We start from the raw sequence: 25,093 nt of genomic DNA on the forward strand, positions 1-25,093 counted from the left end.
AGAAGAGGCATGATATAGTTAGTATTGTGAATGAATACAATTAAAAAAAGCTCCGATTATTTCGGAGCTTTTTAGTTATAATTTAAATATTATTCTTTTGTTTTTACATGATAAATCTTGTTCTGGAAATACCAAGCTGCTGCTGATAAGATTAACATTCCAACTGCTGTTGCAGGAACCCAAAAAGGAATTGGAATTGGATCTCCGGCCGCATAAGAATGTAAACCAGATAAATAATAGTTCACACCAAAATAAGTCATAATTACAGACCAAATAGCCCACATAGCGGCTACATTAAATGCATATTTACCTCTTAATCCAGGAACTAAACGCATGTGTAAAACGACAGCATAAATAATCACTGAAACGAAAGCCCACGTTTCTTTTGGGTCCCATGACCAATAACGTCCCCAAGATTCGTTTGCCCACATACCACCTAGAAATGTACCAACAGTTAATAAGTAAATTCCAATTGTTAAAGACATTTCAGAAACATAAGTCATCTCTTTTAAAGAAATTTCAATCTTTTTATTTGGTTTAATCATCATGATAGTTAATGAGAAAACACCTAAAATAGCACTTAGCCCAAAGAAACCATATGACGAAACAATAATTGCAACGTGGACAATCAACCAATAAGATTTAAGAACAGGAACAAGAGGTGTAATCTGTGGATCCAACATAGAACCTCCATGTGCAAACCCCATCATAATTACAGCAACCATAGCTCCCGTAGTCGGAATAAAGGCATTTCGGTTTTTGTATAATAACATTCCTGCTAGCACACTGATCCAAGAGATGAATACAATGGCTTCGTATCCGTTTGACCAAGGAGCGTGTCCTGTTAAGTACCAACGAACACCTAAACCGACTGCTTGTATAATAAATATCACAACCAATAGACCTATACAGACGTTGATTATTCGGTGTAATATTTTACTCTCTGAGAACAATTGGATGAATGACAAAATCATCAATACTCCACCAACCATTGAATAAGCTACCATTACCCAAAAGAAAACATTGTATTTGTTGTATAATACCTCAATTTCAACTTTTGTAGGAGAAGGCACAACATTTTTCCCCCATTTGTGTTGGTATTTATCGATATAATCTACAGCATTATCAGCAGGTGTCCAATCTCCGTTTTCAATTCCTTTCGAAACCATGTTAAAGTAAACACTTACCATTCCGAGTGCCATTGTATCAATTTCTACCGGATTTTCTTGTGTCTGATAAATCCAAGAAGTCCAACGTTCAGAAGGATCGTTTTGAACAGGAATAATTTTTAATTGATATCCTTTTGCTGTTTGATCTAAAATATTGAAACGTTCTGTAACTTTTATAACCTCTTCATCAAATTTAGAACGTTCAGAAGGTTTTCTTGAGAATGCCTCATTGTAGGCTTTATCTAATTTGAATCGTGTTGTTTTAGGATCTATTAAGTTCATTAAAGAGGTGTAACCATCTTCGTTTGCACTTGTGATTTTCTTTAAACGATCTCCACCTTTTTCACCAACTTCAATCATTGGAGCATTCACCCAATATGCAGGGTCTAATTGCAAAGAAATAAACCATTTGTCTGCAGATAAACCGTGAAATTTACTTTTTTTATAAACTTTTCGAAGAATTTCTAAAGCATGTGTATTAATCGGTTTTATACGGCCCTCAATATCCTGGATCAGAAGATGACCAAACTTTTCTGCATGTTCATCAGGAATTTTCACATTTTTAGCTAATTCATCACCATCCGCCATTTTAGTAGAAAATTTTCCGATATGTTCTGATGAATGAACATTGCCACTTTCTGAGTCAGTCTGAATTTTTTGATGCGCATTTTTTCCTCCGTCAGTTGTACTTGGATTTTGAGCGAAAGCGAATCCAGAAAGTAAAAATAATGGAAGTAAAATATTTACTTTTTTAGTATGTAAACCTTTCAATAAAGAATTTAATTGGATGAATCGGGTTCCTTTCCAGAATAATGAAACGAACATTCCTCCAAATAATAGGAAATAACCTAAATAAGTAATGTTAGTTCCCCACCAATCCTGATTAACGGATAAAATTGTTCCGTCCTCTGTTGGGAAATAACTAGATTGGAAGAAACGATAACCTTTGTAATCCATTACATTGTTCATATAAATGTGATGTTTTGTTTCTTTTCCTTCGTCGATAACTGTAATGTTAGACTCAAAAGAAGATGGATTTGTAGAACCAGGATAACGATCTAGAATAAAGTCATCCAAACGAATACTAAATGGTACTTTTTCCATTTTAGAACCATATCCTAACGAAATATTCATTCCGTCAATTTGTACATCAGCTGTATAATTTGTAGTACCTTTTCCTCCAACAATGGTTACGGTGTCGCGTTTATCGCCTACAATAATTTCAGCTTTAATGGCTCCTGGAAGATTTTTTTCTTCTGCCTTAAATTTAGAACCTTGTCGGTATAAGACTTCTCCTTTGAAAGCCGGATTAGGAATCACAAACTGAGCACCGTTGATGGTATATAACGAACGCAATTTTAATGGAGCAGGAACATTAAACTGTACCTTTCCTGCACCTTCTTGCAATTTTTGCATGTCTGTAATTTGTCCGACTTGCTGCCCGGCCATTTGTACATATTCTCCTTCGAAAGGAGATTTGATGACTAAATTTTCTCCTTCACCTGTAATTTGTACAGCACCATCTTGTGGTCGATTATAAGAAACAAGCGTTCCGTTTACACTTTTTATTTCACCATTTCTGATGAATACCGAATTACGTCCGCCTTGATCAACGGTAACAATTTCTAAAACGTTGATTCCTTCTTTTGTTCTTACAACTGTATCTAAAGCGTGAGGAATAAAATCAAATGTACGCAGTTTGATCACTTTGTCTTTGAATTGATATTCACCTTCAAATTGTCTGTAAAACAACGCGCTTGTACTGTCTTTTCGATCAAAATACGTCATGTTGTACTGATGATTGTCGTACGCTAAACGCTGTGTACCATCATCAACCATCATTTTGAAATATGATTTGTACGATGTGATTTCGTTACTTGTTCCTCCTTCCGGAATAGGCATTTCTCCCTCGAAACTGATGTAACGAGTAATTCCTCCTCCAATAAAAATAAACAAAAATGCTAAGTGAAAAACCAATAAAGGAAGTTTTTCCTTCGACCATAATCGATATCGTTTGATGTTCATTAAGAACAAAACGATCAACCAAATCATTAAAACCTCAAACCACTTTGCCTCGTAAATAACAGCTTTTGCAGTAGCCGTATCGTAGTCATTTTCAATGAAAGTGGCATACCCCATAGCGACAGCATAAATGAAAAGCAAGACCGTCATGGTTCTGGTAGAAAATAAATATTTTTCTATTTTACTCATTACTTATAATTGATTTACAAAAATAGGCGAGTTTATCAGATAAAGCATTAAAACTTAAATGATTTTTATTAGAATGGATGAGTTAATAGAATGTTAAATAAGAAGTTATGAAATTGATTTTAATCCACTGAATTTAACTTCATTAAATAAAGATTTGAATCGAATGTCATTTTATTCTAAAATAATTTATTAAGAAAATATTTAGAATTTTAAAAAAAATATCTTAAAAGGAATAACTTTTGTTAAAGCTTATGAACTAATTTGTATTAATATGAAAAAAGCAATTCAATTTTTATTTGTTGGAGTTTTTGTTTTGACTTTAGCAAGTTGTCATAACAGCAAAGCTGTTGCATACCAAAAAGATAATGGAAGTGGCGGTTATACAGAAGAAAAAGTAAAGAATGATATTTATATTGTGAGTTTTGACGGAAATGAGTACAATAAGAAAAACAAAAATTTTGATTATGCATTGTTGAGAGCTGCAGAAATTGGTCAGCGAAATAACTTTGATTATTTTGCTATTTTAAGTACAGTTAATGACAAAGTTTTAGAAAAAAGTAACAGTTATACAAAATTGGATAATAATGATACATGGTTGAAGGTACAATATTTCAAAAATAACAAGCCATTGAAATACCAAACAGTGTATGAACCGGGAATTGTGATAAAAGATTTACGCAAGAAGTATAAAATAAAATAAGTTAAAAAGTCACTCAAATTTGGGTGACTTTTTAAATTTTGAAATAAATTAACGTTTTCGATGACACAATGTGGCGTTTTATCTTCTCAACTTTGTACCATGTTTGCATTGATTGATTGTAATAATTTTTACGCCAGCTGCCATCGTGTCTTTCAGCCGAAACTTCTTCATCAGCCAATTGTTGTTTTGTCTAACAATGACGGATGTGTTATATCGCGCTCCAATGAAGCAAAATTAGCAGGTATTCCGATGGGAGCACCAGCACACCAATTCCAACAAATATTTGAACAAAAAAAGATAAACGTTTTTTCGTCAAATTATCAGTTGTATGCCGATATGAGTAACCGTGTAATGTCTATTCTTTCGCTGTATTCACCGGATCAAGAAATTTATTCGATAGATGAATGTTTTTTAAAATTGAAAGGATTTGATTGTTTTGACTTAAACACTTATGGAAAAGATATTAAATCAAAGATTTATCAGTGTACGAAATTACCTGTCTGTGTAGGAATAGCACCAACAAAATCGTTAGCTAAATTAGCAAATCATATTGCAAAGAAATTTGCGGAAGTTCATCAAGGTGTTTATGTCATTAAGACACAAGAACAAATTTATAAGGCCTTAAAATGGCTCAATATAGAAGATGTTTGGGGAATAGGCAGACGAATGTCACGGCGTTTGAAAATGATGGGAATAAATAAAGCATTTGATTTTGTGCAATTGAAAGATAATTTTCTTCGAAAAGAATTTTCTATTACTGGGGTACGATTAAAAAAAGATTTATTGGGTGAAGCTGTTTTAGAGTTGGAAACAATTTCGGCTAAGAAAACTATTGTGACAACAAGAAGTTTTGAAGAATATACAAATAATGTTGAATACGTGAAAGAACGAGTGTCTACCTTTGCTGTTTCGTGTGCTGAAAAACTTCGTAAACAAAATTCGTCTTGTCATTTGGTAACAGTATTTATTCAGACCAATAAGTTTGATAAAAATAAACCCCAATACTATCGCTCCATTTCATTCAATTTACCTTATCAATCGAATTCGAGTATTACGTTATCAAAATTTGCAGTCAAAGCTTTTGAGCAAATTTATAAAGAAGGATACGACTATAAGAAAGCCGGAGTTATTGTTTCAGGAATTGTTTCGTCTGATCAAAGACAAGTATCACTTTTTGAAGAAGAGAATCACCGTCATCCAAATCTGATGAAAACAATAGATTTAATGAATAAAAAATTCGGCGCTACAAAAGTTAAGTTAGCTTCTCAAGATTTGGGTAAAACATGGAAAATGCGTCAAAATAGATTATCTCCCTGTTATACTACAAAATGGAAAGATTTGTTGGTGGTTTATTAAGAGTTGAAGAATGGAGAGAGAAACAAAAACAATAGACAAAGAACTTCGTGTTTATGAAATTAATACAGAAGGTAAAAAATATTATATTTCGAATTTTGGGCATGTAAATGCAGGTTTTCCTTCGCCTGCCGAAGATTTTGTAGATGATAGAATAAGTTTAGACGAACGGTATTTAACACATCCTGAATCTACTTTTCTGATTGTAGTAGGAGGAGATTCAATGTATCCTGTTTATCAAAAAAATGACGTTTTGGTTATACGGACAGATTTGCTTCCGTTGCATCATGACGACATTATTGTTTCAGTGAATAATGATGATTACACATTGAAGCGTTTTGATAAAGTGAATAATAAATTGATAGCGCTTAATGAGAACTATAAAAATAGCGTCCAAATTGAAGAGGGAGACGAGATTATAATTCTGGGTGTTGTGGGTGTACTAATAAGAGAAAAAACAAATAGAATTTAAGGATTATTTTATTTGAAACCTTACTAAGGAATATAAAAATAAAAAGGTCGAGCAAAACTCGACCTTTTTATTTTATTGATAGGCTCCAATTGTAGGAGTTGTTCCTCGGGGTTGACCATTATAATCGAATGGGTATTGTTGTGCAAAAGTTAATTTTCCTTTATTTTTAGCCGGAGAGGTTTCTTTTACCCACAATTTATTTGCGTGATAGGCTGTGTTTTCAAACATAGGATCTAATGTAATATTATCCATAAAATTTGAAGAAGTTCCCACATTTAATGTAGAGGTATCTGCATTATGAATAATATTGGTGTCAAATAAATAATTGAATACAGCACCATCTTTTTTCTCCAATAAAATAGCATTTGGAGTACGTTCATTATAGAAAATACAGTTTCCAAAAGTAGCTTTTGTTAAAGCAGAAACATTTTTATCGTTGTTCTCATTGCTTAAATAAAGTGAATATGCAGGTCCGGCAGCTGTTGCGAAATTGAAATAATTTGCAAAAGTAGAATGATAAAATTCGTACGATCCTCCAAATTCTATTGCTAAAGTTGCTAAATTACTATTATTCATCACCAGGTTATAACCTGTAATTGTCGCATTTGTAGCCAAGATTCCATACGATTGATTGTTCACTATTTTAGCATTGCTAATCGCTAGTTTAGCCTGGTTAACATGTAATCCGGTGTCGGCTCCAATAATTTTTGCATAATGAATAGTAGAGGTACTGTTTGGAGATAATTCAATTTTATTCCATTGGTTCGGGATCGAATCATATTTATTGTCATGACGTGCCGAACGAAATTTAACTTCTTCATTCAACATCCCATTAACTGTAAACTTTGCATTGTTTCCAATTGTTAAACTAGCTCCTTTTTTGAAATAAACTTTCGTTCCTTTCTCGATAGTCAAATCAGTTGTAACAGTCAAATTACCATCAATTACCTGTGCCTCATTTACATTCCAGTTTGCAGTAGAAATGGTGGCATCTTTTGGATGAATTTTTGCTTTTTCTATCCAAGAAAGTAACTTGATTTTCTTAGAAGAGTTGGCCGATTCAAAATTAATTTCATCATCGTAAAGTGGATTAAGAGGAGCTTCTTGGGCATTAACTTCTACAAATATAAACAGGCTGTCTTTTTTGCGAATGGGTACATTTTCAAAACTTGTTCCGGCTTTTCCATCTACATTTATGTTGAAAAAAGATTTATCTCCGCGGGTTAAGTATATCCTTGGAATGACACGGTCATCATTTTCGGGATTATAAATTTTTAAGAGATATGTTTCTGATTTTGAGAAATTATAGACGGTATCTACGGAAACAGTATCTTTGCTATAACGCAATTCAGAAGTAATCGGGTCGTAGTCAAAATCATCGCGACACGATTGAAATCCAATCAAAGAAGCGATACCAAGTCCGGCGATCAATGTTTTTACATTCATAGAATTAATGATTCATTAATAATAAGTAAACAACAAATACAGGGATTTATTGTTTATAAGCAAAGATAAAATATTAGAATTTTATGATGATATTATTCTAAAAATATTTGTGTAAATTACTAAAATGTTTATATTTGCACCACGAAAAAAATGTGTACAAGAAATACAGATTTAATTTTAAGAAGCCCATTACACTCGAAATTAAATTTGTTTAACGTATTATTTTAACTGTTTTTTCAATAAAATTGATTGTAACATTCTTAAAAGAATATTATCTTTGCACTCCAATAAAGTTAACAAAGAAGATTAAAAAAAATGAAAAAAGATATCCACCCAACAAATTACCGTTTAGTAGCATTCAAAGATATGTCTAACGAAGAAGTATTTATCACAAAATCTTGTGCAGATACGAAAGATACATTAGTTGTTGACGGAGTAGAGTACCCATTAATCAAAATGGAGATTTCTTCTACATCTCACCCATTTTACACAGGTAAATCTAAATTAGTTGATACAGCAGGACGTATCGACAAATTCAGAAACAAATATGCTAAAAAAGGATAAGAATAGGAAACTATTTGAAATCATTAAAATATATCTAAAACCTACAAGAAATTCTTGTAGGTTTTTTTAATTTAATCAGGTTTTAATTATAAATTTGTACTCGTTTTATAACACAAAAAAATAATTAACTCACATGTCATTATTCGACAATACACAGTTTGCTTTTGAATCAAAATCAGATAAAGATTTAAAGAAAGCCTATTACTTATATAAGTTGATCGGAAGCCCCGCATTGACAAAATTTGGAACAAAGTTTTTTAACTTACCATTTGCAGTAGATTTACCATTTGTTAAACCAGCTATCCGCGAAACAATTTACAAACAATTTGTGGGAGGGGAAACAGCAGAACAAGGAGTTGTAGTAGCAAACGAACTATTTAAATATCATGTAAGTTCAATTCTGGATTATTCTATCGAAGGATTGACAGAAGAAAAACAATTTGATGAAGTGCGTGATGTAATGTTGCACTTGGTTGATTTAGCAAAATCGAATCCTTCGATTCCATTCGTTGTTTTTAAACCAACAGCATTTGGCCGAATTGAATTATTCGAGAAAGTAGGAAAGAAGCTAACGTTAACAGCTGAAGAAGAAAAGCATTGGGCAAATATTCGTCAACGTTTCGAAGCTGTCTGTCAAAAAGGATATGATTTAGATGTTAATATCATGATTGATGCTGAAGAAACTTGGATGCAAGATTCTGCGGATGATTTGACAGACGAAATGATGATGAAGTACAATACAAAACGTGCATTAGTATGGAATACTTTGCAGATGTATCGTCATGATCGTTTGGCTTACTTAAAAGAAATGTATGAGAAAGCAGAACGTGAAGGTTATTATTTAGGATTTAAAATTGTACGTGGAGCATATATGGAAAAAGAGCGTGCTCGTGCGCAAGCAGAAGGATATCCATCTCCAATTCAACCAAATAAAGAAGCATCGGACAGAGATTATAATTTAGCGTTAGAATTTATGACGTTACATAAAGAACGTTTTGGTTTATTCGCAGGTTCACATAACGAAGAAAGTTGTGAATTGCTGATTAAATTAATGAATGAAAACGGAATAGAGAAGAACAATCCAAATTTCTGGTTTGGACAATTATTTGGAATGAGTGATAATATTTCGTTTAACTTAGCGCATTTAGGATACAATATTGCAAAATATTTACCTTATGGACCAATCAAAGAAGTAATGCCTTATTTGGTTCGTCGTGCACAAGAAAATACTTCTGTTGCAGGACAAACAGGACGCGAATTATCTTTAATTGAAAAAGAATTAGAGCGTCGTAAAAAATCAAAATAGAATAAAAAGGTTCAACATAATACTGCCTCCAAAAAGTTTTCAACGAGTTGGGGGTATTTTTATGGAAAGAAAAATAAAATAGGAAAAATGTTCAGAGACATTTTTAGTAGAATAGTGAGTATTCTACCACTCTCAAAAACAATCATATGATTATAAGTACAGATTTCAAGTACTGGTATAGGCAAAAAAAAGGAACTTTTTAGGATTGTCTAAAAAAGTTCCTTTTTTTTTATTCGTTTAATTCTAACCAACGAAATTCTTTTTCTTCCAGTTCGTCTACAATTTTCTGTAATTCATCTCCGATGGTTGCGATTTTATCGTAACTCAGATTTGGATCAGATAATAAATTTGTGAGTTCTTCTTTTTTCGCTTCAAGAATTGGTAAATCATTGTTTAGCTGCTCTAATTCTCGTTGTTCTTTAAAGGATAACTTTCGAGGTTTAGTATCTTTTATTTTTTCTTTCGCTTCATTTTTTTCCTGAATAACAAATTCTTTTTCAACTTTTTTGTCTTCGGATTCAGGTTTATTTTTATTTTCAATATGGTATTCTGTGTAGGTTCCCATATAGCGAGAAACTTTCCCTTCTCCTTCAAAAATCATCAATTCGTCTACCACTTTATCCATAAAATAACGGTCGTGAGAAACAACTAATAAGCAACCTTGATAATCTTCTAAGAAATTTTCTAAAACGGTTAATGTAGGCAAATCCAAATCGTTTGTAGGCTCATCAAGAATCAAAAAGTTTGGATTTTTGTATAGAATGGCCAATAATTGAAGACGTTTTTTCTCCCCTCCGCTTAACTTAGAAATATAAGTATGTTGTTGTTCCGGTGTAAATAAAAACATTTCTAAGAATTGTTCGGCACGCATTTCTTTTCCATTTGCAAGCGGGAAGAAATCTGCGATGTCTTTTACAAATTCGATGACACGCTCATCTTCTTTAAAATTAATACCATCTTGCTTAAAATGTCCGATATTCAATGTTTCTCCACGTTCTATCATTCCGGAATCAGCAGGTTCAATTCCTTCCAGCATTTTTAAGAAAGTTGTTTTACCCACTCCATTTTTTCCAACTAAACCAATTTTTCCACCACGCGCAAAAATATAAGAAAAGTCATCTAAAATTTTCTTTGCCCCAAATGCTTTCGAAACGTGTTCCATCTCGATGATTTTTTGACCCAAACGTGTCATGACCATCTCTAATTTTACCTGTTGATCGATTATTTTATGTTTAGCAACTTTTTCTGTATCATAAAACGCATCAATTCGAGATTTAGACTTCGTTGTACGAGCCTGTGGCTGACGGCGCATCCATTCAATTTCTTTGCGGTAAAGATTTTTCGCCTTATCAATGGTTGCATTTTGGTTTTCAATACGCAATGCTTTATTGGTGATATAGGTTTCGTAATTACCAGCATGTACATAGAGTGTTTTATCCTCCATTTCCAAAATTTTGGTACAAATCGCATCTAAGAAATATCGATCATGTGTTACGAGAATCAACGTTTTATTTTCTTTATTCAAGAAATATTCTAACCATTCTACCATTTCGATATCCAAATGATTAGTAGGCTCATCTAAAATTAAAAGAACATAACCATTCTCGAAGCTTAAATCGATTAAGAATTTTGCTAACGAAATACGTTTACGCTGACCCCCTGAAAGTTTTCCAATTTTTTGATCCAAGAAATCAATCTTTAATTTTGATAAAATCTCTTTAATCGTAGGTTCAACTTTCCAAGCTTCTAAAACATCCATTTTCCCCATTAAATTAACTAATTCAGGGTTTGTTGGATCATTTTCGATTATGTTTTCATACTGACGTACAACGTCTAAAACTTCATTCGAATGGTTGAAAATATATTCTTCACCTTTTAAATTTTCGTCAAAATCATCGCTTTGATCCAGCATTAAGATTTTAACACCTTTGTTTGGGCGGATATCTCCTGAATCAGGTGTTTCTAATCCAGCTAAAATTTTAAGTAAAGTAGATTTTCCACTCCCGTTTTTTGCAACAAAAGCTATTTGATCACCTTCATTTACATGGAAGTTGACGTCTTCAAATAATGTTCGGATTCCGTATGATTTGGTTAGATTTTCAACTGTTAGAAAATTCATGTTATATTATCTGTTTTGTAAGTTAAAATAGCGGCTAAATCTTTTCTGTTTCGATTACCTTCATTGACTGTTTAGCCTTTCTGATTTTAACGATTAGGATGGCCAAAGATAAGACAAAGCAACTACTTCCTATTACAATTAAATTATTTAAATGGGGTTGAATTAAAGAGGGATCTCCTTTTTCGATGAAGAGAATTCGAAATATTTTCAAATAATGCGTTAATGGAATACAGTCTGCAATTGTTTGAATCCATTTTGGCATTTGGCTTAATGGCCATGTGAAACCACTCAAAATGAAACTTGGTGTCGCAACAACCATCAATACTTCAGTTGCTTTTAATTGATTTGGAAGTAAAATACTTACCAGGAATCCTAAAAAACAAACGGCTAAAATAAAGGCAAGAGAAGCATAGAAGAACGGCCAAAATTCGGTTTCTAATTTCATTTCATAAAACATTCCGAACCAATAATAAAGCAGGTAGATAAATACTGACATCAATAAATAGGGAAATGTTTTGATAAAAAGAATTGTAAAAGGATTGGATGTTTTTCCAATGAGTTCATTAAATGTTTTATTCTCAAATTCGGAAGCAAAAGAAAGTGCTAATCCTAACAATAAAACTTGTTGTAAAACAGTAAGTAAAACACCCGGAAGCATAAAATAGAGGTAATTTCCACTTCTGATATTCTGCCGAATCATGGTCGATTTGAAAGGTTCATAACTTTGCGTGGCTACAAATTCAGGTACACCTTGCTTACGAGCTGTTTCAATTGAAATACCGGCTTTCATAGTCGTCAAAACAGTGGTAACAGCGATTGCAGCAGTATTGGATGTCAATGTATTGGATCCATCAACAAAGTAAGCAATTTCGGGTAATTTTTTTTGTTGTAAATCAGCTTGAAAATTACGGGGAATTACAACGACAACTTCAGCTCCTATGGCTAACGCTTTATTTTTAGAATCAAAAGTGGAAGGAAGTACTTCTATAACGTGAACTGATTCGTTTTCATCCAACATTTGAATAATTTTCTGACTTGTTGTGGTGTGATCTTCATCTACTACAATAATGGGCAAATCGGTTACATTTCCTTTTTTATACACGTTTCCAATCAAAATGCCATACATAATAGGTGCTCCTAAAAACAAGACAGGTAGAACAGGATTCTTGAAGAAGAGTTTAAATTCGCGTATGATTAAATGAAAAATGGTTTTCATTGCAGTTTATTTGGCGTTAAGGTCTAAAATAACATTTGCTTTTGTCAATAGCTGAGAAGCTTGTTTAGGATCAACAGGCATTACTTTTACTTCGTATTGCGATTGTTGTTGGTCAATATCAGGATAGGCTGTAGATATATTGGCATAAGAGCTTAGAGCTTTTATCGAAACGATTCGTCCTTTCAACACCTTATTATTTTGGTATGGAATTTTTAAGGTTACGATTTGATTTTTTTGTAGTTGTCCAATTTTATTTTCTGGAATTGTAAAGCGGAAAAAAGTAGTATTTTCTAAAATTCCATTGGCAATAGAATAGCCGGCTAAAGCTAATTCACCAACTTTTAAATTAATGGTTTCGACAGTCATATCCTGTGGAGCTTTGATGTGTCTTTCTGCTTCAGCGACATCAACTTCTTGAAGAGCACCAAGCGCACGTTCTTTTTGCCCTAATGCCATTTGTTGCTGCTCAATACGGGCGCCGTTTTCAGCATCAGCTAATTCGGCTGTAGCTGCTAAATATTGATTTTTAGCGCCTTGATATTTTGCATAGACTTCATCATAAGTTTGTTGAGGTACAAGGCTGTCTCGAAGCATATTTCGTAAACGATGATTTGATTTCTCAGCATAATCTAACTGTTCTTTCAATCCTGCAACTTTTGCCCGCAATTGTTTTAATTGATTGTCGGTTGCGCCTTTTTTTGCCATTTTGTATTGAGCTTCAGCAGAATTTACAGCTCCTTCTGCTTGACTTTTCTTCGCATCAACTTCAGGTAATTGCAAGATAAAAAGTGTTTCTCCCTTTTTGACAGCATCGCCTTCATGTACTAAAATTTGATCTATTTTACCCGGAATTTTAGTGACAACGCTAATTTGATCACGTTCAATCTTCCCTTGAAAGGTAGAAAGATGATCTGCATGATTTTCTTTATCGGAAGATTTGCAGTTAGAAAAGAGAAGTAATCCGCTTAATGCGCAAAGAAATGGTATAGTATTTTTCATGATTTTAATTCGATAATTGATTAAATAATTCCCCTGAAGTCTGAAGCAATTCGTATGTTTTAGCACGTTGATCCAAAATCTGTGCATAATAACCTAAATTGGCTTTGTAAAAATCATTTTCGGCAGCCAAACGTTCGGTTACATCAATCAACCCTTCCTGAAAACGTCTCGAAGCAATGTCTAAATTATTGGTTGCAATGGTATTTTGTTGCTTGTTTACTTTTAATTTTTCTGATGAGGTTTCGTAATCAATCTTATTTTTGCTTAATAAAAGGTTTAGTTTTTCTTTTGAATCTTTCAATTTATTCTCATTGATCATGATATCAGTTTTTGCCTGAGCCAATTTGTTTTTGTGTTGACCTCCGTCCAATAATTCCCATTTTGCTCCAATTCCAATCAGAATGTTGGGAAATAAAGTAAATTGGTTCAATTTCAAATTAACATCTCCTAATAAATCAACATCTTTTAGTTTGAAACGACTTCCAAAAATAGACGTGTAATTGGTGTTCGCAAAAGCAAAAACTTGTGGTAAATGTGAACCTTTTTCTTTTTGATATAAAAATTCGTACGCTTTCACAGAATGTTCAAGTGCTTTCAGTTCTTTTTTATTTTCTAAAGTATAAGTTGACGAAAGAATATCAAGAGGAATAAGTTCATAGTGTATTTGCTGAAGATCCTGTAGTGTCAGATGAGTAAGTGTTTCCAGTTTTTTATAAAGTAATTGCCTATTACCATTTACTTCAACTTGCCGGGCTTCTAATTCGAGCATCGCTAGTTTTATTTTCTCACGATCATATGGAATTGCTAAACCATTTTGGATGGCTTTCTGAACTTTTAGATGCTCTTTATCCAAACGTTTTACAGAATTAGAAATTAACTCTTCTACTTTTCCTAATAACATCAGCTGATCATACGTTTGTAAAATATCTTTGGTGATGTTTTCTTTTTCAGCTTCTTTCAAATAGTCTAGTGCAACGCTTTTTTCTTGGATAGCATTTAAGGCATTTGGAATTTGTAAGCCAGAAAAAATAACCTGAGTGGCATTGACTCCAAGTGTTACAATACCTGCAGATGTATTAAATTGTTGATTTCCGGAAAAAAGATCTGTTGATAATAAATCGATTGATTTGGTAGGAATATCAATAATTCCATGTGAGTTGAAATACCCACCTAAAGCAATGGCAGATAAGTTGGGTTGTCGTTTACCTTTTATTTCATTATATTGATAATTATTTTTTTCAACTTCGAGCTGTTTGTTTTTCAATTCATAACTCGTTTCTATGGCTTTATCAACAGGTAATTTAAGTTGAGGATCAATCAGCTGTTGTCCAAAACCGGATAGGGAAGAGAGTAAAGCGATAAGAGAAAAATAACGGATGGTAGGCATTATTATATTTTGGATAAATTTAACAAAAAATATACCATGAATAAAAGTCTAGATTAGAATAGGATTAAAAATAAAAATCCTGAAACTTTTTATGGTATCAGGACTTCCAAAAAAAAGCCAAATAAAATGGCGCATAGTTCAATGTATTTAATATTTCTTATCGATAATGTCTAATGTTTCGTTTAATGATTCTTTCATCATTTGTCCTAAATAATCTGTAGATGTTTTGTTGATTGTTTCTTCTATATATTTTGTTCCGCCAATTGTTTCACTATATTTTAAGACATTGTTTTTTAAGTCTAAAATATTAATGTAAACATATGTTTTGGCAATATATTTCTGTTTATTTACCGGATCAAAATCAAGCCCGGATTTGACATTGATTACAACTAAATCATCCAGTTTAATAGTATTTTTTAAATCGTTAAATTTTACCTGATTGACATTCTCTTGTGTAATCAGTTCATGTGGGATAATTTTTTTATCAAATTTATCAATCATTTGATATTTGTAGTGATTATCATTTAGGATTTTTACCGATTTATCACGAATTGTTTTGACAACATCAAATTTGGAATTCAATTGTTTTAGTTGATTTTCAATAGATTTCGATTCTATATTTTTATCCAAGTTTTGTGAGTTGTGATCAAAAAAGCCAACAGAGTCGATGTTAATTATGACGCCGACTTTACTCACAGGAACATCTAATGCACTTTCGTACGTTAGGGTATTAATGGCTAATTCTTTGGGAGCTTCTTTTTTTTGCTCGCAAGATTGGGTTAGAAGTAACAACCCTATTACAAAATAAACTAAATTTTTCATATGCCAACCTATTACTCCTTTAAAGATAATAATTTATAATGGATGTAATACGTTTTTTTTAATAATTTTCTTCTTCGTCTTCATCAAATGTTTTGGCGATTTTTTCAATGTTCAAACTTTTCGCCATTGCATCAAAAATTTCTTTATACGTACCATTCATTTTATAAACATCTTCATGAATTCCGTGTTCAACAAGTTCACCTTGTTTCATGACGTAAGTATAATCCGCATCAATAATTTGAGAAATACTATGGGAAATAATAATGACAGTTCGGTCTTTTTTTATCGCATCTAAACTGTTTTTGATTTGTTCAGTCGCAATGGCGTCAAGACTTGCTGTCGGTTCGTCCAGGAAAATAATGGGAGGATTTTTAAGAAACATTCTGGCAATGGCTATGCGTTGTTGCTGACCGCCGGAAAGTAATAAAGCCTTGGACTGATACCCTTCGGGCAAATCCATAATTTGTTCATGAATGTAAGCACGTTTTGCAGCATCCTCTATTTCTTCGAAAGTAGCATTGACATTTCCGTATCGTATATTTTCTTCAATTGTTCCGTTGAAAATATGATTTTTTTGTAAAACCAACCCGATGTTATCCCGTAAAAATTGTGTATTATATTCTTCTATATCAATTCCATCCAATAAAATTTTACCTGAATCCGGCTGATAAAATTTATCCAATAAATTGATAATGGTACTTTTCCCGGCACCTGACAAACCAACCAAAGCTGTAATTTTATTCGGTTGAATTATCATGTTGATATTTTTTAAGGCTTTGTATCCATTTGGGTAAGAAAAATCGACGTTCTGAATTTCGAATTTTCCTTTTAAATAGGTAGGGATATAAGTCCCGGAAGATTCTTTTTCGTTATCCGCTTTCAAGATACCAAAAAAACTTTCCGAATAAATCATGGCATCATTCATTTCGTCATAAATTCGGTGCAATTGACGAATCGGAGCCGAAACATTATTGAACAATAAAATGTGAAACATAATTGCTCCAATAGTCATTTGCCCATCCAATACCAAATAAGCTGTTAAGATAATGATAATCACCACTCCAAATTGTTCAATAAAAGATTTTAAACCATCGAAAAAGAAACTCGTTTTGCGTGTTTGCATTTGATTGTTGGTCAATTCTTTTTGCAGTGCGAGTTGTTTTTTACCTTCGATATCTTCTCTGTTAAATGATTTTATAACTGTGATAGAGTCAATTATACTAATGATTCCTTGTGATTTCTGTTCGCGGTAACCTCTCAGGTTTCTTCGCCAGCCACTCAGTTTTTTTGCTTGCCGTTGTGTAATGATGAAATAAATTGGAACAATACAAAGTCCAACTAAACCAACATAAACATTTGCATTGAACATTAAAATTAATGCCACAATGGAATTTGCAAAAAGAGGAAGGATATCAATAAAAAAGTTTTGAACCAAGCGGGTCAAGCTTTCTATTCCTCTATCAATACGAGTTTGTAATTTTCCGGCTTGATTATCCTGATCGGTATAAAAAGCCATTCGATAGGTTAAAATCTTTTCGATAATTGCTTGAGCCAAATCTTGAGAAACTAAAATTCTCAATTTTTCTCCGTAATATTTTTGCCCAAACGTAATAAATGCATTCAAAATTTCTTTTGTCATCAGGACAATAGAGATAAATAGAATGATTTGGAGACCCTCTTTCAAACCTTCACCGGCTTCAACCAATCCATTAATAGAATCTACGGTATATTGTAAAATCAAAGCATTGACTTGCGAGGTAAATGAACCAACCAAAGTTAGAAGTAAAGTTGCTACAACTAAAGCACGGTAAGGTTTTACAAATGGGCGTAAATTTTTGAAAAGCTGGATGATTGTCATGTAGCTTATTTATTCTTTTAAAGGTTCATCTTTCACGAAAACGTGTCCGACTTTTGTGAAATCATAAGCGATTTCATATAGATATTCCAGTAAATCTTCAATTAAATCAGAGTCATTTTGTAAAGCTTCTGTTTCAATTTCTGTATACGCAATGGTTTTATCCCTAAATTCAATTGTTTTAGGTAAATTTTCGGTTTCATATTCACCGTAAAGTCGAATATTTTGAAGCAATAATTGCAAAATTTTCTTCATTAAACGGATATGTTCAGAAGTTAAAATAACAGAATTATTCTTTTTAATAATTTTTACTAAACCAACGGAATAAGAGACAAAGGATTGATTGAAGATGGTAAATTTATTCAACACATTTGCATTTTCCTGTTTACCTTTTGGTTCTGAAATGACCCGCTGGAAAACCGAATTGATATTTGCCATTGCAATAAAAACATCTTTTCGTGCAAGTTTATAGTCAGTTGTTGAAACTTCATTGTCAGCTAATTTTTTAAAAACTAGAAAAATGAATTCATAATTGGCGATTAACGCTTTTTGAATATACTCATTCATGTTATTTTTTTCCCAAGTAGGTAAAATTAAATAACATGAAATGAAAGCCATAAACCCACCTACAAGTGTATCGATTAAACGTTCTTGAATAATATACAGCGAATCTTTTTGAGAATAAAAACTAAACGAAATCAAAATATAAGCGGTTAAATAGAATGTACCAATTGCATATTTATGACGAATAAAGGTATAAGCCATTAACATAAAGAACAGCATCAAAGCAAATCGTATAGCATGTTGTGGAATAATTAAAAGAACTAATATTCCGACCAAACCTCCTGCTATAGTTCCCTTTAATCGTTGGAAATTACGTTTTTTAGTAACACTAAAACCGGGTTTTAAAATGACCAGAACTGTCATCAAAATCCAGTAACTATGATAAGTCATCGGAATAATAAATGTAACGCCATATGCCAATAATATAACAATAGAAGAACGTATAGCGTGTCTGAAAATAGGAGATTTTAAATTGAAATGATCTCTAAGTTTCCGCCATGAATAATCCACAGTAGGTTCAAAATGCTCAGCATGTTCCAATGGATTTTTCTTTTTTTCTGTAAAAGAATCATCGTAAAAAAACTTATGAATAAATTCAATTTTGTAAACAACTTGTTTTAGATTGATATAGATTTTGGTTAACACAATGGGTTTTTTACCCTCTGCATACAATTCTTTAATGGCGTCGTCAATCTTTTTTAATTCCACTTCAAAATCGAATGTAGGTTGTTTAGGACGTTTATTAGAATTAATATGATACGCAATCATTTTCAATTCATGCGCAAGTTTATTCATCATGTTGTAAATTTTACGCATTGCTTTCGAATCGCCATACACTTCTCTGATTTTCTCGTAATCGTACTGTGTCGCTGTAATATTTTCGAAAATATCAATTAAATCAGAAAAAATAAATACAATAGAGCGACCAATAGGTGTTTGATCTTTTACTAACCTTTTATTGGAGAAAACTAATTCACGAACCAGATTTTGTTTTTCATTAATGACAACATGTTCATCAATCAACTTTTTGATAATATCATCGTAATTGGAATCTTTATCAAACATTGAGGCTTTTATTCTGATGTATTCAGAAATATGAATCATGGCGTCTGCAAGATTTTGCTGTGCCATTCGGTATGGGCGAAATGTACTGATTGCTAAACTGAAAATAGTGTACCAAGCAGCTCCGGCTGTTACAAAAAGCGCGATATGAAACGGACTTAAATAAGAACGTAAATCATTCATATTCATTACCATTGTCATCATGACGACCATTCCAACCGCACTCGTACGCTGTCCCCAGACGGTTAACATGTTCGAGCAGAATACGACAAGAGTTAAACAGATTCCCAAAAGCACAGGAAAATGATTGATCGTTTTTGTGAAATAAGAAACAATAAAAATCAATAAAACCGAAAGCCACATTAAATTCCTACGTTCCTTAAATGGGCCGGGAGTATCGGTCATATGCGCCAAGACTGCACCGAGACTTATTGTAACACCGGCGTATAAATCACCGAAAAAACTTGCAACCAAAGGAGGAATAACAATTGCTAAAGATGTTTTAATACCATCTGCAAGAGCTTCTCCGTAGATAAAGTTTTCGATTTTATTTTTGAGTTTCAAATGTATTTTTTTAGGGTTGAATATTGTTGTATAAAATTAGCACAACTTTTTTCGAAACCCAACTAAATACGCGAAGTTTTTAGAATATGAAAACCGTTTATACTTTGCGTGAAAATTAGGGTTGTTTCACCTCCGTCATTGATTTTAAATTTCTTTTTAATTACATCAATCGGTTGGTTGTAATTTTTAACCAACAGATTCGCTTTACTTTTTAAAATTTCTTTTTTAGGGTGCTGAACTTCTTTTTTAATCAGATAAATTTTACCGGGAAAATCAGGCAGAAGTTCATTTGATGTATACAAATGTGTATTCTGATGAAGTTTAGACAAGTTTAATTGTTCACTTAATAACTTGAAAGCACCAGTTTTTAGAATGGCTACATTCGGTTCGTAAATATAACGTTGAATAGATCCGAAGCTCGCATTCGCCTTGTATTCATCTTCAAAATGGAAAGAAAATTTATGTTGTTCGCTTTCCAAATTAACGGCTTGAATTAAAGGGTTTTTGGAAGAGTTATTCTTATCTAAAATGAGAAGAAAATCTTTTACTTCATTCTTTAAGGCAACAATATGAATTTCAGAAACAGCATCGATTTGTTGTAAGGTAGAAGTAATATCCAGTAGAGGAGAGAGTTTAATCATGATTTGATTGGATTTCTCAAAAAAGGTTGGAATCCATTCTAAAATATTAGGTTCTAAATCTTCTAAAATGAATTTTCGTCCACTCGAATTTCTTCTCGCAGGATCCAGGTAAATGACATCAAATTCCAAAGCAGGATTTTCTTTAAAAAAAGTTTGAAAAGTTCCGGTATATGTTTCCAGATTTGGGGCTAAAATCTGTGCATTGTGATGTACGATTTGACTTAATTCAGGATTTTGTTCAATGTGATACACCTTGTCAAAACTCTTGGCAAAAGCCATGGTATCAATTCCGAAACCTGCAGTCAAATCAATCAAAGTTTTACCATTGATCAAATTCGCTTTGTAAATTGCAGTTGCCTCAGAACTTGCCTGCTCTAAATTTACAGAAGGAGGGAAATAAATATTCTCTGCAGCATAAAGAGTCGGAAATTTATGTTTAGAAACTTGAATTCCTTTTAATTGTTGCGCAATCTCTGAAGAAGATACCGCATCAAACGGAGATTTTTTTAATCCAATAGATTTGAAATCTTCGTGTTCAATTGTTTTTAAATATGCTTGGAATTCTTTTGTTAAAATAGTTTGATTCAAAATGTAATTTTTTATTTTTTTATCATTTTCGTTTTAGCAAAAAGATCTCCTAATCGTTGGCTTTCGCTAAAATTATTTATGACTAGAATACCAATTATTCCACAGAATGCAAAATAATCAATAGGATCTAAAAGATGACGAATTAAAGATTGTGAATAATTGAGAGGTTTTTCTGTTTTTGCATCTACTGGTTGCAAATTTAGGATTAAATGTCCCAATGTTCCATGCAAAATGGTTTCAATAGCTACAAAATAAATTAACCAAAAAACAAAAATAGGTAAAACCATAATTCCACTTACATGATAACTTCCATCAATCGTAGAATCTCCAAATTTATAAATATACAGAGATGTAATAATAATAACTATTGAGTAATCAACAAGACTGGCAATACTTCGTTGAAAGATGTACTTCCTAGGTTTCATAAATTTTTAATAATTTGAGTAAAGCAAAATGCAGTTCGTCTTGTTCAGCAGCTTCAATGTCAATTTGATGAGGTTTATTTTCTCTAGAAATATTAAACCCTTCCTCAATATCATTGTAATAAATAATAAATCTTCCAATTTTTCCAACAATCCAAAAAAAGTCATCACCACCATAAAAAGGAGCTTTTCTTTTTTCAGGAATAATTTTGACTGAATTCCAAAAAGACAAAACTTCAGCATCCATTACAGCTACTGAAGTTTCGATTATAATAGTAAGTTCTTCTAACGAAATCGGAGTCCAATTCATGTTCTAAAAACTATTTTTTTTCTTCTTTTTCAGCCAGGCGCGTTGGAACAATAGGGATGAAGAGTGCCTGTTTGATAATTTTTTCTTTCGGTGATTTTTCAATTACATCAGCTGGATTTCTAAATTTGTTCACTCCAATCAATTGAATGAGTTGTTCATCAAACTCTTTTTGTTCTTTTTTGGCACTTGTATAAACAAAATCCTGAATGGTTTCATTTTGTAAAGCATTGACGAAACCTCCTGCATTTTGAATGGTTTTGAACAATTCTAATGCATTTTCAGCCAATTGATTTGTTAAATTTTCGATGTAGAAAGAACCTGCTGCAGGATCAGAAAACTGATTGAGATAAGATTCTTTTTGAAGTAACAATTGCTGTTTGGCAGCCAATTCTAAGCCAAAATCTGATTCATGATTTAATTCATCATAAGAACCTACAAAGACAGCATCACTCGAACCAAAAATGGCAGAAGATGCTTCTACAGTTGAGCGAATAACATTATTGTAAATATCCAGTTTCGATTTATTACGTCCTGATGTTGTTGTAAAAATAAAAGCTTCACTTTCTTTGTTGTACTGTTCCAGAATCATTTTCCATAAGAAACGGAAAGCTCTCAATTTGGCAATTTCAAAGAAATAATTGCTTCCTACCGCAAACTTGAAATAGATTTTATCTGCAATATCAGCTCCGAAATTTTCCAAATATTCGACGGCATGGGCAAGTGTAATTGCAATTTGCTGTACATGATTTGCTCCTGCATTTTGATAAACATCACCTTGGATTGAAATTACCTTTTCAAAATTTTTTAATTCTAAGGCTTCTTTGATTAATTCTTTTGACGCTTTTTCTGTGTCATTTTTCCATAAACCATTTTGGGCTAAAAATCCGTAAACATCCAAATCCAAATATTTTAAATTTGGAAGATTTTCGAGAGATTTTAAAGCTGAAGTTCCATCAAATTTGATAAATAAATCTAAATAATCCGGAAGTTTTAACGAAGGATTGATGTCTTGTTGTTCAATTAAATAACCGTACAAAAAACTATAATCCTGGTTGTGATTTCCTGTGTATTTTGAAATGATTTTCCAATCTTTTGATGATTTTGGTAAAGGTTGAATGTTTGGATAGTCTACATCATCCTTTGTATACAAGGGTTTTACATTAATTTGATCGTTTGTACCCCAAACTAACGTTTCATTATATTCTAAACCTTTTAGTTCAACCTGAACTTTATTTTTCCATTCTTTTTCAGAAATCGTATTGAAATCTTCAAATAGTTTACTCATTTTTTTGGGTTTGTGGCTTCGTAACTTTTTCTTGCTGAATGATAAAAATATCTTCGTCGTCTTTTTTCAAAAAATGTTTTTCTCTCGCGATACGTTCTATTTCAGCAGGATTACTATTTAGTTGATTTAATTTTTCAGTTTCTTTATCCAAGTGTTCCTGGTAATATTGTTCATCAACTTCCAATAATTTTATTTGTTTATCTAACTCACGGTGTACGAAAAAAGAGTTTTGGTCGAAAAAAATCATCCAAACGGCAAAAGCAATCGTTAGTATAAAGTAACGATTCCAAACAAATTTGAATACGAAGGTATCTTTAATTTTTCTTTTCGGTACTTTTGGAGTAAGCTCTTCGTCAAAGATTTCTTCCGATTTTTCTTTCATTATACAGTAGTTTTAGAGTTGAGTTTTTCTTTAATTACAGTTGATAAAACTTTGATTGCGACAGAATTTTTCTTTTTCATATTTGGAATAATAATGTCGGCATAATTTTTAGAAGGTTCGATAAATTGTTGATGCATAGGTTTTAGCGTTTTTTGGTAACGTGTTAAAACTTCATCTAAATCGCGCCCACGTTCTTGTATATCACGTCGTACACGACGAATAAGGCGTTCGTCAGAGTCTGCATGAACAAATATTTTTACATCAAATAAATCGCGCAAATCAGGATCTGTAAGGACTAGAATTCCCTCTACAATCACAACAGATTGCGGATGAGTCAAAATTGTTTCCTCTTTGCGGCTATGTGTAATAAATGAATAGACAGGTTGTTCAATGGAAACCCCGCTTTTCAGTAAAGCAACATGCTCTTTTAACAATTCAAAATCAATTGATCTTGGATGGTCAAAGTTGATTTTAGAACGTTCATCAAATGATAAGTCAGGATGATCTTTGTAATAATTATCCTGAGAAATAACGATTACGCTTTCCGCGTTAAGATCTCTCAAAATATTGTTAACGACAGTCGTTTTTCCTGAACCTGTTCCTCCTGCAATTCCTATTACTAGCATTTTTGTATTGTTATTTTTTTTAATTTTTTTTGATGTTTCCATTGCAAGAGTTCTCATTAAATTTTCTTAAAGATAAAATTTTCCTGTCAGAAATTAAAATAAAAAGAAATTGATTCTTGCAAAATATTAAATGTCGTTGTGAAGAAGTTTTGGCTGGGCGATTTTGAGAAAAGAAGTAATCTTCAATCTTTTTAAGAAAAGATGGAGCTGTTATTCGATTATTTAGGTGTAGATCAAACATTTAGGTCTTTTTACATAAAAAAAGTACTTTGCAGTACTTCATTTCTCTTAATCGGATGCAAAGGAAAGAAAAAATAATAAAAATTGTATCTTTTTTATCATTATATTTATGATACCAGAACTATTATAAACGACTAAATTATGAACGATTTATTTTCAATGACGACCATTTTCTCTCTATTTTTGGGAATAGGATTAGCTGCGGCCGCCGGGTTTCGGATTTTTTTACCACTATTTGTATTGAGTTTGGCCGTAAAATTCGGAGGAAGTTTCGTGAATCTGGATGAAAGCTGGATGTGGGTAGGAAGCACTCCTGCACTGATTACACTTGGTGTGGCAATGTTAGTAGAAATTGGAGCTTATTATATCCCTATTATAGATAATTTACTGGACACGATAGCTGTTCCTTTGGCAGGAATTGCCGGTACGATAGCTGTTGGAATTACAATGCCTGAGATGAATGAAGTTGCAACCTGGGCTTTGGCAATTATTGCCGGTGGTGGTACGGCGGCAGCGATTAGCGGAACCACTGCTGCTGCACGAGCAGTTTCGACAACAACAACTGCCGGAGCGGGAAATTTTTTAGTCAATACAGGAGAAACTTTTAGTTCGATTGTTTTGAGTATTACAGCGATTGTTTTAGCTCCGTTGGCGTTTATTTTTGTGTTGATTATTTTATATGTTTGTTACAAGGCTTATAAGAGTGTCAGAAAGAAAGGAGACCAATTGTTAGCGGAAGAATTATAGCAGTTCGAATGAATAAAATATACGTTTCATTTTACTATAAAAA

21 protein-coding genes are annotated in these 25,093 nt (G+C 32.5%); 6 read left to right on the forward strand and 15 right to left on the reverse strand.

Annotation, left to right across the window (positions count from 1 at the left end; all coding sequences use genetic code 11):
* Positions 1–89: 89 nt before the first annotated feature.
* A complete protein-coding gene (locus tag H277_RS0109735) occupies positions 90–3,380 on the reverse strand; it encodes a cytochrome c biogenesis protein (RefSeq protein WP_019975402.1) in 3,291 nt (1,096 codons plus the stop codon).
* A gap of 271 nt (positions 3,381–3,651) precedes the next feature.
* Between H277_RS0109735 and H277_RS0109740 the strand changes: the two genes are divergently transcribed.
* From H277_RS0109740 to H277_RS0109750, 3 genes are all read left to right on the forward strand, one after another.
* Complete coding sequence (locus H277_RS0109740) at positions 3,652–4,080, forward strand: CC0125/CC1285 family lipoprotein (RefSeq protein ID WP_019975403.1); 429 nt, start codon at positions 3,652–3,654, stop codon at positions 4,078–4,080.
* Positions 4,081–4,179: 99 nt separating this feature from the next.
* Positions 4,180–5,436, forward strand: coding sequence for a Y-family DNA polymerase (locus H277_RS0109745; RefSeq protein WP_019975404.1), 1,257 nt, complete (start codon positions 4,180–4,182; stop codon positions 5,434–5,436).
* Positions 5,437–5,446: 10 nt separating this feature from the next.
* The gene (locus tag H277_RS0109750) at positions 5,447–5,905 is read left to right on the forward strand and encodes a LexA family protein (RefSeq protein WP_019975405.1); all 459 of its coding nucleotides are present in this window, start codon (positions 5,447–5,449) and stop codon (positions 5,903–5,905) included.
* Between the two features lie 72 nt (positions 5,906–5,977).
* Here the strand turns inward: H277_RS0109750 and H277_RS0109755 are convergent, their stop codons facing one another.
* Positions 5,978–7,351 carry a hypothetical protein gene (locus tag H277_RS0109755; protein ID WP_019975406.1) on the reverse strand — a complete coding sequence of 458 codons (1,374 nt, stop codon included), beginning with the start codon at positions 7,349–7,351 and terminating at the stop codon, positions 5,978–5,980.
* 315 nt (positions 7,352–7,666) lie between these two features.
* On the opposite strand from H277_RS0109755, the gene H277_RS0109760 reads away from it, so the two are divergent.
* Positions 7,667–7,915 carry a type B 50S ribosomal protein L31 gene (locus tag H277_RS0109760; protein WP_019975407.1) on the forward strand — a complete coding sequence of 83 codons (249 nt, stop codon included), beginning with the start codon at positions 7,667–7,669 and terminating at the stop codon, positions 7,913–7,915.
* Between the two features lie 133 nt (positions 7,916–8,048).
* On the forward strand, positions 8,049–9,221 hold the full coding sequence (locus H277_RS0109765) for a proline dehydrogenase family protein (protein WP_019975408.1): 1,173 nt from the start codon (positions 8,049–8,051) through the stop codon (positions 9,219–9,221).
* Positions 9,222–9,450: 229 nt separating this feature from the next.
* On the opposite strand, the gene H277_RS0109770 is transcribed toward H277_RS0109765, so the two are convergent.
* From H277_RS0109770 to udk, 13 genes are all read right to left on the reverse strand, one after another.
* Positions 9,451–11,340 (reverse strand): ABC-F family ATP-binding cassette domain-containing protein, encoded by a 1,890-nt coding sequence (locus tag H277_RS0109770; protein WP_019975409.1) that lies wholly within the window; start codon positions 11,338–11,340, stop codon positions 9,451–9,453.
* A gap of 34 nt (positions 11,341–11,374) precedes the next feature.
* Positions 11,375–12,556 (reverse strand): ABC transporter permease, encoded by a 1,182-nt coding sequence (locus H277_RS0109775; RefSeq protein ID WP_019975410.1) that lies wholly within the window; start codon positions 12,554–12,556, stop codon positions 11,375–11,377.
* 6 nt (positions 12,557–12,562) lie between these two features.
* A complete protein-coding gene (locus H277_RS0109780; protein ID WP_019975411.1) occupies positions 12,563–13,555 on the reverse strand; it encodes an HlyD family secretion protein in 993 nt (330 codons plus the stop codon).
* A 4-nt stretch (positions 13,556–13,559) separates the two neighbouring features.
* Complete coding sequence (locus H277_RS0109785; protein ID WP_019975412.1) at positions 13,560–14,942, reverse strand: TolC family protein; 1,383 nt, start codon at positions 14,940–14,942, stop codon at positions 13,560–13,562.
* A gap of 147 nt (positions 14,943–15,089) precedes the next feature.
* The gene (locus H277_RS0109790) at positions 15,090–15,764 is read right to left on the reverse strand and encodes a hypothetical protein (protein ID WP_019975413.1); all 675 of its coding nucleotides are present in this window, start codon (positions 15,762–15,764) and stop codon (positions 15,090–15,092) included.
* 58 nt (positions 15,765–15,822) lie between these two features.
* Positions 15,823–17,622, reverse strand: a complete 1,800-nt coding sequence (locus H277_RS0109795; protein WP_019975414.1) for an ABC transporter ATP-binding protein — start codon at positions 17,620–17,622, stop codon at positions 15,823–15,825.
* A 9-nt stretch (positions 17,623–17,631) separates the two neighbouring features.
* Positions 17,632–19,809: an FUSC family membrane protein gene (locus tag H277_RS0109800; RefSeq protein WP_019975415.1), complete on the reverse strand. Its 2,178-nt coding sequence runs from the start codon at positions 19,807–19,809 to the stop codon at positions 17,632–17,634.
* Between the two features lie 62 nt (positions 19,810–19,871).
* Positions 19,872–21,038 (reverse strand): RsmD family RNA methyltransferase, encoded by a 1,167-nt coding sequence (locus H277_RS0109805; RefSeq protein ID WP_019975416.1) that lies wholly within the window; start codon positions 21,036–21,038, stop codon positions 19,872–19,874.
* A gap of 11 nt (positions 21,039–21,049) precedes the next feature.
* Positions 21,050–21,463: an RDD family protein gene (locus tag H277_RS0109810; RefSeq protein WP_019975417.1), complete on the reverse strand. Its 414-nt coding sequence runs from the start codon at positions 21,461–21,463 to the stop codon at positions 21,050–21,052.
* Positions 21,453–21,770, reverse strand: a complete 318-nt coding sequence (locus tag H277_RS0109815) for a hypothetical protein (protein WP_019975418.1) — start codon at positions 21,768–21,770, stop codon at positions 21,453–21,455. Before H277_RS0109815 ends, H277_RS0109810 begins: the two co-directional genes overlap by 11 nt.
* Positions 21,771–21,780: 10 nt before the next feature.
* Positions 21,781–23,055, reverse strand: coding sequence for a methylmalonyl-CoA mutase family protein (locus H277_RS0109820; RefSeq protein ID WP_019975419.1), 1,275 nt, complete (start codon positions 23,053–23,055; stop codon positions 21,781–21,783).
* Entirely contained in the window at positions 23,048–23,437 is a 390-nt protein-coding gene (locus H277_RS0109825) for an FtsB family cell division protein (RefSeq protein WP_019975420.1), read from the reverse strand. Before H277_RS0109825 ends, H277_RS0109820 begins: the two co-directional genes overlap by 8 nt.
* Positions 23,437–24,105, reverse strand: a complete 669-nt coding sequence (udk, locus tag H277_RS0109830) for a uridine kinase (protein ID WP_019975421.1) — start codon at positions 24,103–24,105, stop codon at positions 23,437–23,439. The genes H277_RS0109825 and udk overlap by 1 nt, the downstream gene beginning before the upstream one ends.
* 339 nt (positions 24,106–24,444) lie before the next feature.
* Here udk and H277_RS0109840 point away from each other — a divergent pair, with 339 nt between their 5' ends.
* Positions 24,445–25,050 (forward strand): DUF4126 domain-containing protein, encoded by a 606-nt coding sequence (locus H277_RS0109840; protein ID WP_019975423.1) that lies wholly within the window; start codon positions 24,445–24,447, stop codon positions 25,048–25,050.
* Positions 25,051–25,093 lie beyond the last annotated feature (43 nt).

The organism is Empedobacter brevis NBRC 14943 = ATCC 43319 (genome assembly GCF_000382425.1).
Classification (GTDB): domain Bacteria; phylum Bacteroidota; class Bacteroidia; order Flavobacteriales; family Weeksellaceae; genus Empedobacter; species Empedobacter brevis.